Origin of the sequence: Arcanobacterium phocae, from assembly GCF_900105865.1 — a bacterium.
Lineage (GTDB): Bacteria > Actinomycetota > Actinomycetes > Actinomycetales > Actinomycetaceae > Arcanobacterium > Arcanobacterium phocae.
The window spans coordinates 1,551,390-1,566,182 of the sequence record NZ_LT629804.1 but is presented as its reverse complement, the minus strand read 5'-3'; the positions used below and the strand labels follow the sequence as shown (position 1 = coordinate 1,566,182).

Below are 14,793 nucleotides of genomic sequence, written 5' to 3'. Positions count from 1 at the left end.
TTAATATGTGTCTTGTGGACAAGAAGATTATCCAGTTCTCGAATTACGCTGGAATGTTTAGCGCTTGTGTGAGTATTGGTCTCGCTATTCTTAGCGATGGTTACGCAATATCTGCACTAGCAATTGGCTTGTTTTACGGTTTGCTTTTCGCAAATGCCGTAGTTGATGCGTATACCCATACCCTTATTGTTTGGGTTACCAACGCCGCGCTAGTAGCTGCGATAGCTTATGGGCTGTGTATTTATGGTCTCGGCTGGTCATGGTGGCAACAGGTTGCACAGTCTTTGGTGCTGGTATGTGTTCCGCTAGGGCTTGCATCCGTAATTTCAGGTGGACGATATGTGGGGATAGGCGATGTGCGGCTTTTAGCTGCTATGTGCTTCTTTCACGGACGTGAGGCGGTAGCGTGTTTCGTTGTAGCTACTATATGTGCCGGGGCTATCAGCCTTATTGGACTGGTGTTTCGGAGACTGCATTTTGACTCATCATTGCCCTTCGGACCGTTTCTTGTAGGTGCTTCATGGAGCGTCTGGGCCAGCATGAGTTCATTATTTTTGGCACAATCGGTTATATGATGCGTTGGAGTACAGCAGGTGAGTCACATGGTTGCCGCCTTGTCGCAATTATAGAAGGCATGCCCGCGGGGATTGAGATTTCTACCGTTGGGCTAGAAGGGGAGTTGCGACGACGGCGGACTGGATACGGTCGAGGTGCGCGACAAAAATTTGAACAAGATTCCTGCCGAATAATTTCGGGAGTCCGGCATGGGAAAACCCTCGGGAGTCCGATTGCTATTGAAATAGATAATAGTGAGTGGCCGCGTTGGGAAACTGTTATGAGTCCCGACGTCGTAGACCCGGCCGAGTTGCGAAAGAATTCTGGTAGTGGAGACTCTCACGAACTAGCAAGGAATAAAAAGCTAACTCGTCCGCGGCCCGGTCACGCTGATTACGCTGGGGCAATAAAGTTTCGCTTTGACGATTTACGAAATGTGTTAGAACGCGCGTCCGCTCGTGAAACTGCTGCCCGGGTTGCACTCGGCTATGTTGCGAAAGAATTTCTGCGACAAGTAGCCGGTATTGTGATTGCTGGGCGTGTGGTGGCTTTAGGGACTGCTACCGCGGTAAACAAGACGGTTACTCTAGCTGACATCCAGACTATCGAGGATTCGCCAGTGCGAGCTTCGGATCCGCATTCCGAGCAGCTTTTTATCGAACAGATAGACCACGCTCGAAAAACAGGGGACACTATTGGTGGCATAGCCGAAGTAATTGCTTGGAACGTGCCGCCAGCTCTTGGCACATACACTGTGTGGAGTGAACGGCTTGACGGCCAAATAGCACAAGCGATGATGTCTATACCTGCAGTTAAAGGTGTTGAAATAGGGGATGGTTTTGCCAATGCTATAACGGGAGGTTCTATCGCTCATGACGAACTCGCACTAGAGCATGGGATGATTACTCGTGAATCAAACCATGCCGGGGGAATAGAAGGCGGGATGACTAATGGGGAACCGGTTGCTGTTCGTATTGCTGTTAAACCTATTCCGACCGTCCCACACGCCTTAAAAACCGTTGACCTTGCAACGGGAGAGCCAGTAGCGGCTAACCACCAGCGCTCCGACACTAGCGCAGTTGTACCTGCAACAGTTATCGCAGAATCTATGCTTGCGTTAACACTTGCATCAGCTTTATTGGAGCGTGCGGCGGGTAACCATCTTCAAGACATCCAGATACATCTGGAAAATTTGGCTGACCAGCATGGGGCTTTTTTTGAAAACGAGTTGGGGTCATGAGTCTGCGCGCTGTTATCGTGGGCATGCCAGGTGCCGGAAAGACTACCGTTGGTCGTATTGTTGCCAACCGTTTGCACGAAGAGTTCACCGATTCCGACCGTTTGATAAGCCAACGCGCAGGCATGTCGATTTCTGACATTTTTGCAACTTTTGGAGCGGATTATTTTCGTCAGCTTGAGCACGAGGTCATTAAAGAAGCTTGTGAGCTCCGTACTGGAATTCTGTCCATTGGTGGTGGCGCTTTGTTGAATTCTCAGACGAGACGGATGCTAACTCGAGAGCGTGTTATTTATATCGATGTAACGGACGAGGTCCTTGTTTCGCGACTGCGTCGTTCCCGCACAGTCCGGCCAGTCCTTGGTAATGATATCGCAGCTTCAGTTGCGCGCCTACGTCAAGAGCGTAGCGAATTGTACTACGAGGTTGCGTCAGATATCGTGATGTCAGATGAACGGGGGCTGAATGTCGTGGTAGGAAACGTGTTAGATAAACTCGGACAATCACAAACGCAGATAACAGTTGATGGGCCGAACCCGTACGATGTCATCGTTGGAACTGACCTAGTACCACGGATAGTCCGAGCGTTACGTCCAGCAAGTAAAGTCATGCTCATCCATAGTCCTCATCTGACTAGCTATGTTGGCCGGATTGATGAACAGATCACGTTAGCTGGTTTGCATTCTGTCGCAGTTGAAGTCCCTGATGGTGAAAAAGCAAAATCATCGGGCACAATCGAACAATTATGGGATATCGCAGGCCAAGCACATCTTGGCAGAGATGCCGTGGTGCTGGCAGTTGGCGGTGGGGCAACAACCGACGTTGCTGGTTTTTTCGCTTCCACCTGGATGCGCGGTATTCGGTTGGTTTCGGTACCGACGACGATTTTGGGAATGGTAGATGCTGCGATCGGGGGAAAGACAGCTATCAATACGGCTCAAGGAAAGAATCTCGTTGGTACATTCTGGCCGCCGTCGGATGTATTTTGCGATCTCGATGTACTTGGAACATTGCCGGAAGAACAACGTCAGAGTGGGTTAGCTGAGGTCGCCAAGTGTGGTTTTATTGCCGACAAGAATATCTCTACAATGCTGGCCCAGCCTAGCTATGATCTTCACGAACTCATTGCGCGAGCTATTCGAGTGAAGGCCGATGTGGTAAGTCAGGATTTACGTGAATCAAGTTTGCGTCAGGTACTCAATTATGGGCATACTTTGGGGCACGCGATTGAGCTGGTAGAAAACTATTCTTGGAAACATGGTCAAGCCGTAGCGGTAGGTTGTATCTTCGCGGCTTCGCTGGCCGTTAGTGCTGGTTACGCAACGCCAGATTTCGTCACAGAGCACAGGTACATCTTAGAGCAGTTAGGATTGCCGACGACGTACCCCGCTGATAAGCGAGAACAGGTCGAGCGCGCTATGCGCAGTGACAAAAAAGTTAGAGACGGACAGTTGCGCTTCGTCGTCGTCGATACGGAACGAAATATGCATATTATTCGTGAGCCTTCCCAAGAAATGCTAGATTCTGCATGGGAGAGTATCCGACCATGACCGCTATTGTGATTATTGGCCCTGATGGTGCCGGTAAAACGACACTCGTAGCTGGTCTTGAAACTCATGGTTACACAGTGGCTGATGTGGATACGATTGTGGCTGAGCAACTTGGCGTGTCAGATGAAGATCTTTTTACTGAGATTCCGTGCTCACAGAGACACGTTCTCGCTGGCGACCTTATACGGGACTTATTCACTGATATTGCGGCAGAACCAGAAACAGACTTTGCGGTAGCTCTCCCGGCTGATTTTTTCGAGCATGAATATTTATCATCGATGGTGTTTGATGCTAAACGTGAAGCACGTGTTTTTGTTTTGAGTTTAGAGTGTTCTGTTGCAGAACTGGTCAAACGATTAGGACTATTCGGGCCACGAGCAACGAACATCGTGTTACCTCGGAAAGAACTGAGAATGTGGCTCAATGAGCGAATGCCGCAATACCAGAAATACGCCGATTGGACGCTAGACACTACAGGCTATACTCTTGCACAGATGGCAGATGCCGTGCCTAAACACGTAATTATGCTCATAAATAGCGCATCTTCACCAAGTTAGCCAAGAAAAACAGTTAAAATCCAAAAGGAATCATTGACGCTACAGATTGGAAAAACGTGGCAACCACAAACGATCTCAAAAATGGCATGGTGCTTAAAATCGACAACCAGCTTTGGCAAGTTGTTGAGTTTCAGCATGTGAAGCCGGGTAAGGGACCAGCATTCGTTCGTACGAAGCTGAAGAATGTACTTTCTGGCAAGAATGTTGATAAGACATTCAACGCTGGTGTAAAAGTTGAGACGGCTACCGTAGACCGTCGCGATATGCAGTACCTATACAACGATGGTAGCGACTTCATTTTTATGGATCTCGATACCTACGAGCAACTCCCAGTAAGCGCTGAAGTCGTTGGTGACGCGAAGAACTACATGCTCGAGAACTCCAACGCCATCGTTGCTATGCACGAAGGTGCTGTACTGTTTATCGAATTGCCAGCCTCGGTTGTTCTAGAGGTAACTTACACGGAGCCAGGTTTGCAGGGCGACCGTTCTAATTCTGGTACCAAGCCAGCAACAGTTGAAACCGGTTACGAACTACAGGTTCCTCTCTTCCTAGAGCAGGGAACCAAGATCAAGGTTGATACCCGTACCGGCGAGTATATTAATCGCGCCTGATGACTACAGAAGAACGTTCCCATGACCGGCGGAATAAACGTCGGAAAGGCCGCTCATTGCAGCGGCAACGTGCGCTTGATGTTCTTTATGAAGCTGATGTGCGGGACGCTGGTGAAGATTTAGCTAACTTGTTAGCTGAGCGTAGCCAGATTTCTGCTTCGCAACAACCGATTCAAGAATATGGGCAACTCATCGTGTCCACCTATGTTGAGTGGGCAGATGATGTCGATTCAATGATTGAGGCTGCTTCGCCACAATGGTCGCTTTCTCGTATGAGCATCGTAGATCGTAATCTTTTACGAATTGGTGCGACTGAGATAATGTACCTGGATGTGCCAGTAGCAATCGTTGTTAAAGAAATTACGTCACTTGTGCGCGATTTCTCCACAGATAAAGCAGTAGGTTTCACGATGGGAGTACTTAACCGAATCGCAGAGATTCGTGCTGAGGAAACATCGGGTCGGTAATCGTCTTTTGTACGTAAAGTGAGCCAAGAACAAATCTGTTCTTGGCTCACTTTTCATTGAGGCTAGTCGATAGGTAACCAATCACACCAATTAGCCCCGCATTGGTGTCGTAATGAGATTCTGGCACGATAATAGCTATGACTGATTTTCACGGTAAAGCATTTGTTGTTTGTGGGCCTACTGCGGTGGGTAAAGGTACTGTCCTTAAAGAAGTTTTGGCCAAAGATCCTAGCCTTTGGTATTCCGTATCTGCGACAACACGGGCTCCTCGTCCCGGCGAAATCGATGGCACTCACTATTATTTCGTGACGCCAGAAGAGTTTGATGAGTTGGTAACTAACGACGGCATGCTGGAGTGGGCCATAGTGCATAAAGTCCACCGGTATGGAACTCCTAGAAAGCCGGTAGAAGAAGCAATGGCCAGAGGACAACATGTCATTCTCGAACTCGATTTGGATGGCGCTCGGCAAGTGCGCAAAGCGATGCCAGAAGCTCAGCAAATATTTATTGCACCACCATCATGGGAAGAACTTGAACATCGCCTTAAAGGGCGTGGCACGGAAGGCGCTGAAGAACAGGAACGACGCTTGGCTACTGCTCGTACTGAGTTAGCCGCCCAAGATGAATTCGACTACGTTATTATTAACGATACAGTGGCTAATGCCACCGAAGCGCTACTGCAAATTTTGTCGCAATCCGCGGTAAAATAAGAACCTGTATAAGAACCCGGCTGATCCAACCATAGAAGAGGTATATATGTCTGGAACCACCGCCAACCCAGAGGGCATCACGTCCCCGGCAATCGACAACTTGTTAGAAAAGGTTGATTCGAAGTACACGTTGGCTGTTTTTGGAGCCGCTCGGGCACGCCAAATCAACTCCTACCGTCAAGAACTCAAGTCTGGTGATGGCAACATCACGAGCATTGGTCCGCTTGTCTCTGCTTCACCCGAAGACAAGCCGTTATCGGTAGCGCTCCAAGAAGTTGCTGACGATAAGCTTAAGTTCACCCGAGAGTAATGATGGGCGGTAACGTCAATCTACGAGCCTCCCAATTGGGAGGCTTGTCTCATAAGCCTCGAATATTATTTGGCGTCACGGGAGGCATCGCTGCCTACAAAGCAGTAACTGCTGTTCGTAGGTTGCGGCAGTGGGGAGCGGATGTCGTCGTCGTCCCTACTCCCGCTGCACTCGAGATGGTCGGTATAACAACTTGGGAAGCAATCTCCGGAAATCCCGTGCATGTTCACGTATCGGAAGACGCTCATGCTGTGGTACATGTTAATACTGGTGCACGTGCTGACCTTTTCGTGGTGGCTCCGGCTACGGCAAACACAATTGCCAAATTTGCCTACGGTATTGCCGATAACTTGTTAACGGCTTCAGCACTTGTCGCAACATGCCCGCGATTAATTGCGCCAGCAATGCATACCCAAATGTGGGAACATCCTGCAACACAAGCAAACGTTGAACTCTTGCGTCATCAAGGATGGGAATTGATTGGTCCAGAAGCCGGACAGCTCACTGGTAAAGACATTGGTATGGGGCGTATGAGTGAGCCGGAAAGAATCGCGGAACGTGCAATCGAGCTATTGCAAGACCGTAGCTTCGACGTTGCACTGGACAATATAGATGCCGATGCGACATGGGTCATTTCTGCTGGCGGGACCCGGGAAGCTATAGATCCAGTGCGCTATATCGCGAACAATTCTTCGGGGATTATGGGGGTCGAACTCGCTAATGCGGCTTATCACAATGGCCATCGCGTCATCCTTGTGGGCGCCAATTTAGCTACCGATGTCCGTGCACGGTGTCAACCAGGAATTGAGATTGTCTCCGCAGTAAGTGCACATGATATTCAAGTCGAAATGCAACGGTTAGCTCCAATAGCCGATGTCATAATCATGGCTGCTGCGATTGGCGATTTTCATGTCGTGCAGTCCCAAACTAAAATTAAGCGTAGCGAAAATTTCCAGCTTGACTTAAAAGCTAACCCTGATATTTTGCGTGAGCTTGCGGCGCATCGCCAGAAATCTGGGCAGTGCATTGTTGGGTTCGCTGCTGAGACAGGTGACGAAAATCAGACATATATTGAGTATGGTATTGCCAAAGCTCGCAGAAAGGGCGCTGATTTACTCGTCATCAATCAAGTCGGTGAAGACATCGGTTTTGGTGATGTACACACACGGGTTTCGGTCGTAACCGGTCAAGGAGCACTGGTAGACACTCATCAGGGGAATAAACCAGCGGTTGCTCGAGCCATTGTGTCTACGATAGAAAACCAGATAACGAAATAGCTTGTTGACATCGCAGCCGGACGGTTTGCGGCGATACTATAAGGAAGAAAGAAAACTCGAATGACGCTACAGCCTTTTACTTCGGAATCGGTGACCGAAGGCCATCCAGATAAAGTATGCGACAAAATTGCTGATTCAATCCTTGATGCCCTGTTGGCTCAGGACCCTCAATCGCGAGTAGCTGTTGAGACTATGGTGACGACGGGACTTGTTCACGTGGCAGGTGAAGTGACCACTGAAGGCTATGTTGAAATTCTGGATATTGCGCGCGCCGCGATTAAAGAAATCGGCTACACTTCGTCGCAAATTGGTTTTGACGGTGCCTCGTGCGGTGTCTCTGTCTCAATTGATCAGCAGTCCCCGGACATTGCTGGATCAGTGGATACCTCGCTCGAAGTTCGTTCCGGCGAGGAAACTGATGAGCTTGATCGGCAGGGTGCGGGAGACCAAGGCCTCATGTTTGGTTACGCATCCAATGAGACGGCGACCTTAATGCCACTACCAATTTTCTTGGCGCATCGGTTATCTGAGCGACTCACTTTTGTTCGTAAACAAGGCATCGTCGCTGGGTTACGCCCGGATGGTAAAACTCAGGTCACTGTTAATTATGATGGTGTAGTCCCAGTAAGTATCGATACGATTGTTGTGTCGACTCAGCATGACCCGGATATTACGTTGCGTGACATCCAAGAGGCGGTTATTGAGTATGTGATTCGTCCCGTTTTGGCTGAGCATGCTGAAAATGTGTCCTACGAGAGGGTTCAGTTCCTGGTCAATCCTTCGGGCCGGTTTGAAATTGGCGGTCCGATGGGAGACGCTGGTGTTACCGGGCGCAAGATTATCGTCGATACATATGGTGGTATGGCACGGCACGGTGGCGGTGCTTTCTCTGGTAAAGACCCATCGAAGGTTGATCGATCTGCATCGTATGCTGCCCGTTGGGTAGCGAAGAATGTTGTTGCTGCGGGTCTTGCTGACCGGTGTGAGGTTCAGGTTGCCTATGCGATCGGAAAAGCTCGCCCAGTCTCTATTCGGGTAGAAACATTTGGAACAAATAAGGTCGCTGAGAACGTTATCTCTGCTGCAGTAAAGAGCGTGTTCGATCTGCGCCCAGCTGCCATTATTAAAGACCTTGACCTCCTGCGTCCGATATATGCGCTCACCTCAAACTATGGCCATTTTGGTCGCGAATTGCCTGAGTTTACGTGGGAAAAGACTGATCGCGTTGAGCAGTTACGGGCGGCTGCTGGACTGCTGTAATGAGATGTTTTGTTGATGCACCTAGCCTTTGCTAGGTGCATCAATCTGTTTACATCATGATGGTGGAGGCATATGATTGACTATTAATTATGAGCGACTTGTTTTCTTTACCTGAGTATTCACAGCAAAATGAATTGTTGCACCTTGAACGTCATTCGGTAACGTTTACTTCTGGTGTTCCGGAACCTGTTGCGCGTGTTGTTGTGGATTCACCGCATGTTCATGGTGACTCGTTGTTTGATTATGAGATTCCGGAAAAGTTTGCCGATGTTGCGGTTGGCAGTCGAGTCATGGTTGATTTTGGATCTGGCCGGATACAAGGATTTATTGTTGATCGTACAGATAGTACAGAATATGTTTCGACTCTCCGGCCGTTGCGTCGGGTGGTTTCTCCGCATCCAGTGCTTGACCCATTGGTCTATAAGTTGGCGCAATTAGTCTCTCGGCGTCAAGCATCATCAGTGTCAAGCTGTTTACGGCTCGCTATTCCACAGCGCCATGCACGAGCCGAGAAGAATTTTTTAGAAACTGAGTATGTCCAGTCAACAGCTGTAAACAACGAGCAGACCTATCCGTGGGACGCCTATATCGGTGGCCTAGATTTTTTGGAAAATTTGCGCTCTGTACATTCGTCTCAAGCTGTTATTTACATGCGAAGTATTGACCGCGTGATCGATACTATTGAGCAAGCCTTGCGGACGGTGCTTAGCCAGGGACAAGGAGCAATTTTTGTTGTTCCGACTGCTCAACAAGCAAAAACGTATGCATCAGCGCTAGCGCGTTCACTAGGTATTCGTGTCGCGACCGTACTTTCTGAGCAGAATCCTGAAGAACGTTATCGCCAGTTCTTAGAGATCAAATCTGGTGTGACGAAGCTCGTCATTGGGACCCGAAGCGCGGCCTGGATGCCAGTTCAAAATCTTGGTTTGGTTGCTCTTTTAGATGATCATCATCGTGCACATATTGAGCCTCATAGTCCGTATATTCATACTCGCGATTTACTCGCGTTACGTAGCTCAGTAGCGGATTGTAGTTTCCTAGCTTTGAATTATGGGCCATCAGTTGAATTAGCGCATATGACGACGACGCACATGCAGGCGATTGTTCCGCAGGCGAGGCGTGACCACGGTGCTGGACCTCAGGTATTGCCTGCCTCCTCGTTAGCCTATGAAGGTGAGCACTGGTCACGGATGCCGTCGTCGGTTTTCACTGTTGCGCGTGCTGGACTGGAACGCGGAGATGTGGCAATCATCGTTCCGCGCACTGGCTATATTCCCATCATCGCATGTGCGCGATGTCGGGAACTCGCTACGTGTCATATCTGTGACGGAACGTTGACGATTTCTGGTCCAGATCAGCCACCGCGCTGTTCTCGCTGCGGTACTCTTATTGCTGATTTCACGTGCCGCCACTGTCACAGCCATCGTCTTAAGCCAGCGCGTATTGGTTCGCATCGCACGGCGCACGAAATTGGTCGCGCTTTTCGTGATACTCCAATTCATGTCGCTGGTGTAGGCGGGTCATTTTCGCCGTCCAGCGCGGAACACCGAATCGTCATTTCGACCCCAGGACAGATTCCGAAACCAGAACATGGATATGCGGCTGGAATTGTATTAGATGCGGGATTTATGTTGCGCTCTGAAAGCTTGGATGCTGAGGTCCATTTCCTGCGCAAACTTGCACATATTTCGACGACGATTCAGCCGTCTGTTGCTGGTGGCCAGTTGCTTGTTGTTGGCGATGTTCCTGCTTCACTGCTACTTACAGTGAAGAATTGGGATATGCATGGGTGGGGAATACGTGCCTTACGAGAACGCGAAGAATTATCGTTACCGCCGGCATATGTCTGGACCCAGGTGACGGGATCAATTGATGCATTGCGTCATTTTTTGGCGATTGTACAGGCATTAGCTGGGGACGCTGGATTAGCCAGCCAACAACAGTCGCTTGCCGTATTATTAGGAACAGGTGCTGAAGAGCTTATCCCCGGAATGCGAATTGTTGGGCCTTATCCAGGCGAACAAGATGGAGATAGGCAGTTGTATCTGTCATTTCCCGAGCATGATAGATCAGTTATTACAGAGATACTGTCTCGCGCTTATCGAAACGTATCACTGAATAAACTCGGCCGAATCATTATCAAGATGGACACATCAGTGTGAACCATTGAGGTTACTTACTAAAGAAAGATAAAATAGCGACGTGCGTATTATTTTTGCTGGAACTCCTGCTACTGCCTTACCGTCTTTACATCGGCTTATGGAAGATCATGAGGTTGTTGCTGTGCTCACTCGGGCCCCGGCCCCAGTGGGGCGGAAGAAAATTTTAACCCCATCACCAGTCCATCAGGTTGCCGAGCAACTCGGCATTCCGGTTTTGACACCGAGATCGTTACGCGGGGACGATATTGAAGAACAACTCACGGCACTTGCTCCGGAAGCGATCGCCGTCGTTGCCTACGGATTGTTGATTCCGCAAAATCTGCTTCAACTGCCAACCCATGGCTGGATAAATTTGCATTATTCTTTATTGCCACGTTGGCGTGGGGCAGCACCGGTTCAGTATGCGATAGCAGCGGGCGATACCGTAACTGGCACATCAGTATTCCAGATTGAGGCTGGTCTTGATACTGGTCCAATTTATGACGTTGAAGAACACGAAATCGGTAACCATACCGCCGGCGAACTGTTGGATATCCTTTCGGATTCCGGTGCTCATCAGCTTGCGCGGGTATTCCGATCCTTGGAGTCTGGCACAGCGCAATCGCACGTGCAGCAAGGCGATGTTACCTTAGCGCCACAGTTATCGACGAAACATTCGCGGATCGACTTCACCATGCCGGCCCACGTGATTGATTCTCGTATTCGTGGCTATACTCCTGAGCCTGGTCCGTGGACTCGCTATAACGGTCAACGAATTAAGCTTGGTCAGGTTCAAATAACGTCAGTGGACGGAATAGAACCTGGCAAGATCGTCATTGGCAAGCAGATACTTGTTGGAACATCAACAACTGCGATCGAGCTCACCACAGTTACTCCGGCAGGGAAGAAGACCATGCCAGCAACAGCCTGGGCTCGTGGCTTAAATGATGACGATCCAGCTTTCGAAACGGGAGATGATCACGAGTGAACTCGCACCGCCCAACAAACTGGAAACCCGGACGTGGCAAATCTGATCGTGCCCGGCTCGTGGTTTTTGACGTGCTCATGGCAGTTGAAGAAGAAGAGGCATACGCTAATCTAGTTTTGCCTCGTGAAATTCGTCGTGCTCATCTGAATAAGCAGGATGCGGCTTATGCGACTAATCTCTGCTACGGCACTTTGCGTCTGCAAGGACGTTGGGATGTCATACTTTCCCATTGCATTAGTGACCGTTCGATTGAGGATCTTGACAGCGCAGTTCGTGTGTTGCTTCGCATGGGAGCCCACCAGTTGTTGGATTTTAGTACTCCTGTGCATGCCGCGATTAACGAAACAGTTGTGATTGCTCGCAATGAGTTGTCGCAGGGCGTTGCTGGTTTTGTTAACGCCGTTCTTCGACGAGTAAGTGAACGCTCGTTAGCTCAGTGGAAAGAGCAGCTCAAGGCGGATGCTGGAGGCAAAGTTAATACCGTTGCTTTCTTGTCTACATGGTATTCGTATCCGCAGTGGATCGTGCGTGCTCTTGATAAAGCCTTGCGTCATCACGGTAGGGTGCATAAGGATATTCTGCGGGTTCTCGAAGCTGACAACACGCCAGCGGCTGTGACCCTTGCTGCTCGCGGTATCAGCGTAGAAGATCTGCGTAAAGACATTTCTCGTGGGCACATGGGGTCTGCCGAAGGCCAGTTGGTCGACACCTCTGTCATTTTGCATGGCGGCGATCCTTACCGGGTATTTGCGGTTAAGGATCGACTTGCAGGGGTGCAAGATGAAGGCTCGCAGCTTGTCGCTCGTGCGCTAGCTGGTGCTCCTATTGAGACAGAGGACGATATTTGGCTTGATATGTGTGCTGGTCCGGGCGGTAAAACTGCGACGTTAGCTGCGTTGGCAGTGGACCGCGGTAGCCAGATCCATGCCAATGAGCTCCATCCGCATCGGCTAGAGCTTGTGCTTGATTCGATTCAGCCATGGGGCGATATTGTCTCTGTTCGCCAGGGAGATGGGCGAGATTTCGGTTCGCCGGAGCACACGGATCTAGTGCCGGCTAATGGTTATGCTCGTATTCTGATTGATGCGCCGTGCACCGGAATTGGCGCGTTACGACGTCGTCCTGAAGCTCGTTGGCGTAAACAAGCTGGAGATGCTCTCGATCTGGCGGTCATCCAAGCTGAGCTATTGGAAGCTGGATGGAAAGCATTACGGCCTGGCGGAGTACTTGGCTACTCAACCTGCTCGCCGTATCTGACTGAAACATCAGCAATAGTTGAAGAATTTATGGCGAGCCATCCAGACGCGGTCAAACTAGATACACCAGCGATCGCATCTGGGGAGTCGCTGGTTGAACTATCTGGCAGTAACGGGGAACTTCAGCTCTGGCCGGATATTCATAACTCGGATGCAATGTTCCTTAGCCTTATTGCTAAACAACCCTATTCGTCAAAATCCGCTTAGACCTGCTCACCGAATGATGGAGATATTATGGGAATCCGAATCAGCCCGTCAATCTTGAACTGTGACTTCTCGCAGTTAACAGCTGAACTAGACAAAATCTCGAATGCCGATTGGGCGCATGTTGACGTGATGGACAACCATTTTGTGCCAAATCTGACCATGGGTGCACCAATTGTGGAAGCTATTTCTCGCGTATCTCCGATTCCGATTGATACTCATTTAATGATCGAAGATCCTGACCGCTGGGCTCCTACATTCGTTGAAGCTGGCGCACAATCGGTGACGTTTCATGCGGAGGCTGCCCAGGCACCGTTACGTCTAGCTCGCGAGTTGCGGGCAATGGGAGCTAGGGCAGGGCTCGCAGTAAAACCAGCAACTGCAATCGAGCCGTATCTGGAGATTTTAGATGAGTTCGACATGATTCTGATCATGACCGTAGAGCCAGGATTTGGCGGGCAATCCTTCATTAAGTCGATGATGCCTAAGGTGGAACGGACTCGTGAAGCAGTGCGCAAATCTGGTTTAGACGTATGGATTCAAGTTGATGGCGGAGTATCACGTTCTACCATTGAGCATGCTGCTAAAGCTGGAGCAGATACATTTGTTGCTGGTTCAGCAGTGTATCGGTCACCAGATACGCATGCGGAGATTGATGCATTACGTTCCCTTGCTTCGGCGCATGTTCACTGAGCATAGCTATTGGCTCTTAAACGAGAAACGTGGAATAATACTAGTTACGTGCTCCGGGGTCAGTGTAAGTCTGAACCGGCGGTTATAGTCCGCGACCCACGAAAGTGGTTGATTGGGTGGAATTCCCAAACCGACGGTTAAAGTCCGGATGGTAGGAGCAACGTGGATGCCTCAATGAGGTGTATTTGCGTTATCCCCGGTGCCTACTGGGGAAGGAAGATATGCGAGGCAATAGAGTTATTGCGCCGCTAGCGGTTGCGATACTACTTCTTGTGCTGTGGCTATGCGTTTCCTATTTTGAACTCGTTAGTACGTTTGCGTTGCCCGATCCGAGCGATGTCTTTGTCCGTCTTATCCACGGGCTAAATGACGGATACTTGTTATCGTCAGCTTGGCAAACGCTACATGTCGCAGTTATTGGATCTCTTATAGCTGCGCTTATCGGCATTCCCGTAGGCTTTGGCATTACCCATTTTGCGCCATTCAGCGCTGCTTTAGAGCCATATCTGGCTGCGTCACAAGCAATTCCTGCAGTTGCTTTTGCGCCGCTACTAGTTTTGTGGGTCGGATACGGAACGACGCCGATTGTGATCTTATGTATTTTGATGGTTATTTTCCCCATCATTATCAATACTGCAGTAGGTGTTCGCGACGTAGACACAGACATTATTGATGCCGCTAGGTTAGACGGTGCGCATGGTATTCGGCTAATGAAGGATATTGAATTCCCACTTGCATTGCCCGGAATTCTCGCTGGTGTCCGTACCGGTTTTACGCTGTCAGTAACCGGGGCAGTCGTCGGCGAATTTGTCATCGGTGGGCAACGGGGACTCGGTATCGAATTATCCACTGCGCAACACCTAACTGATGCGCCAGGAATGTTTGCCACAATCACATTATTGGCTCTGCTAGCTGTTGGCATATATCTCGCATTACGGGCTGTTGAAACCCGTGTGCTTGCCATAGTTTCATAA

At 49.7% G+C, this 14,793-nt stretch carries 15 protein-coding genes and 1 riboswitch; all 15 genes read left to right on the top strand.

Annotated elements, in window-relative coordinates; genetic code table 11:
- Window positions 1–14: 14 nt before the first annotated feature.
- The gene (locus BLT51_RS07015; RefSeq protein WP_157672956.1) at window positions 15–575 is read left to right on the top strand and encodes a prepilin peptidase; all 561 of its coding nucleotides are present in this window, start codon (window positions 15–17) and stop codon (window positions 573–575) included.
- Window positions 572–1,795 carry a chorismate synthase gene (gene aroC, locus BLT51_RS07010; protein WP_091282680.1) on the top strand — a complete coding sequence of 408 codons (1,224 nt, stop codon included), beginning with the start codon at window positions 572–574 and terminating at the stop codon, window positions 1,793–1,795. Before BLT51_RS07015 ends, aroC begins: the two co-directional genes overlap by 4 nt.
- On the top strand, window positions 1,792–3,342 hold the full coding sequence (gene aroB, locus BLT51_RS07005) for a 3-dehydroquinate synthase (RefSeq protein ID WP_091281513.1): 1,551 nt from the start codon (window positions 1,792–1,794) through the stop codon (window positions 3,340–3,342). Before aroC ends, aroB begins: the two co-directional genes overlap by 4 nt.
- Window positions 3,339–3,899 (top strand): nucleoside/nucleotide kinase family protein, encoded by a 561-nt coding sequence (locus tag BLT51_RS07000; protein WP_091281512.1) that lies wholly within the window; start codon window positions 3,339–3,341, stop codon window positions 3,897–3,899. Before aroB ends, BLT51_RS07000 begins: the two co-directional genes overlap by 4 nt.
- A 56-nt stretch (window positions 3,900–3,955) precedes the next feature.
- Window positions 3,956–4,513, top strand: coding sequence for an elongation factor P (efp, locus tag BLT51_RS06995; protein ID WP_091281509.1), 558 nt, complete (start codon window positions 3,956–3,958; stop codon window positions 4,511–4,513).
- Window positions 4,513–4,980, top strand: coding sequence for a transcription antitermination factor NusB (gene nusB, locus BLT51_RS06990; protein WP_091281508.1), 468 nt, complete (start codon window positions 4,513–4,515; stop codon window positions 4,978–4,980). The genes efp and nusB overlap by 1 nt, the downstream gene beginning before the upstream one ends.
- Before the next feature lie 137 nt (window positions 4,981–5,117).
- Entirely contained in the window at window positions 5,118–5,690 is a 573-nt protein-coding gene (gene gmk, locus BLT51_RS06985) for a guanylate kinase (protein WP_091281505.1), read from the top strand.
- 46 nt (window positions 5,691–5,736) lie between these two features.
- The gene (rpoZ, locus tag BLT51_RS06980) at window positions 5,737–6,000 is read left to right on the top strand and encodes a DNA-directed RNA polymerase subunit omega (protein WP_091281503.1); all 264 of its coding nucleotides are present in this window, start codon (window positions 5,737–5,739) and stop codon (window positions 5,998–6,000) included.
- Window positions 6,000–7,277 carry a bifunctional phosphopantothenoylcysteine decarboxylase/phosphopantothenate--cysteine ligase CoaBC gene (coaBC, locus tag BLT51_RS06975; RefSeq protein ID WP_231943930.1) on the top strand — a complete coding sequence of 426 codons (1,278 nt, stop codon included), beginning with the start codon at window positions 6,000–6,002 and terminating at the stop codon, window positions 7,275–7,277. Before rpoZ ends, coaBC begins: the two co-directional genes overlap by 1 nt.
- A 60-nt stretch (window positions 7,278–7,337) precedes the next feature.
- Window positions 7,338–8,537 (top strand): methionine adenosyltransferase, encoded by a 1,200-nt coding sequence (gene metK, locus BLT51_RS06970; protein WP_091281501.1) that lies wholly within the window; start codon window positions 7,338–7,340, stop codon window positions 8,535–8,537.
- Window positions 8,538–8,626: 89 nt separating this feature from the next.
- Window positions 8,627–10,699, top strand: a complete 2,073-nt coding sequence (locus BLT51_RS06965) for a primosomal protein N' family DNA-binding protein (protein WP_091281498.1) — start codon at window positions 8,627–8,629, stop codon at window positions 10,697–10,699.
- Between the two features lie 40 nt (window positions 10,700–10,739).
- On the top strand, window positions 10,740–11,666 hold the full coding sequence (gene fmt / locus BLT51_RS06960) for a methionyl-tRNA formyltransferase (protein WP_091281494.1): 927 nt from the start codon (window positions 10,740–10,742) through the stop codon (window positions 11,664–11,666).
- Entirely contained in the window at window positions 11,663–13,129 is a 1,467-nt protein-coding gene (locus BLT51_RS06955; protein ID WP_091281489.1) for a transcription antitermination factor NusB, read from the top strand. Before fmt ends, BLT51_RS06955 begins: the two co-directional genes overlap by 4 nt.
- Before the next feature lie 27 nt (window positions 13,130–13,156).
- Window positions 13,157–13,819 carry a ribulose-phosphate 3-epimerase gene (rpe, locus tag BLT51_RS06950; protein WP_091281475.1) on the top strand — a complete coding sequence of 221 codons (663 nt, stop codon included), beginning with the start codon at window positions 13,157–13,159 and terminating at the stop codon, window positions 13,817–13,819.
- Window positions 13,820–13,864: 45 nt separating this feature from the next.
- Window positions 13,865–13,983, top strand: a riboswitch (FMN riboswitch).
- A 57-nt stretch (window positions 13,984–14,040) separates the two neighbouring features.
- Window positions 14,041–14,793 carry an ABC transporter permease gene (locus BLT51_RS06945; RefSeq protein ID WP_091281474.1) on the top strand — a complete coding sequence of 251 codons (753 nt, stop codon included), beginning with the start codon at window positions 14,041–14,043 and terminating at the stop codon, window positions 14,791–14,793.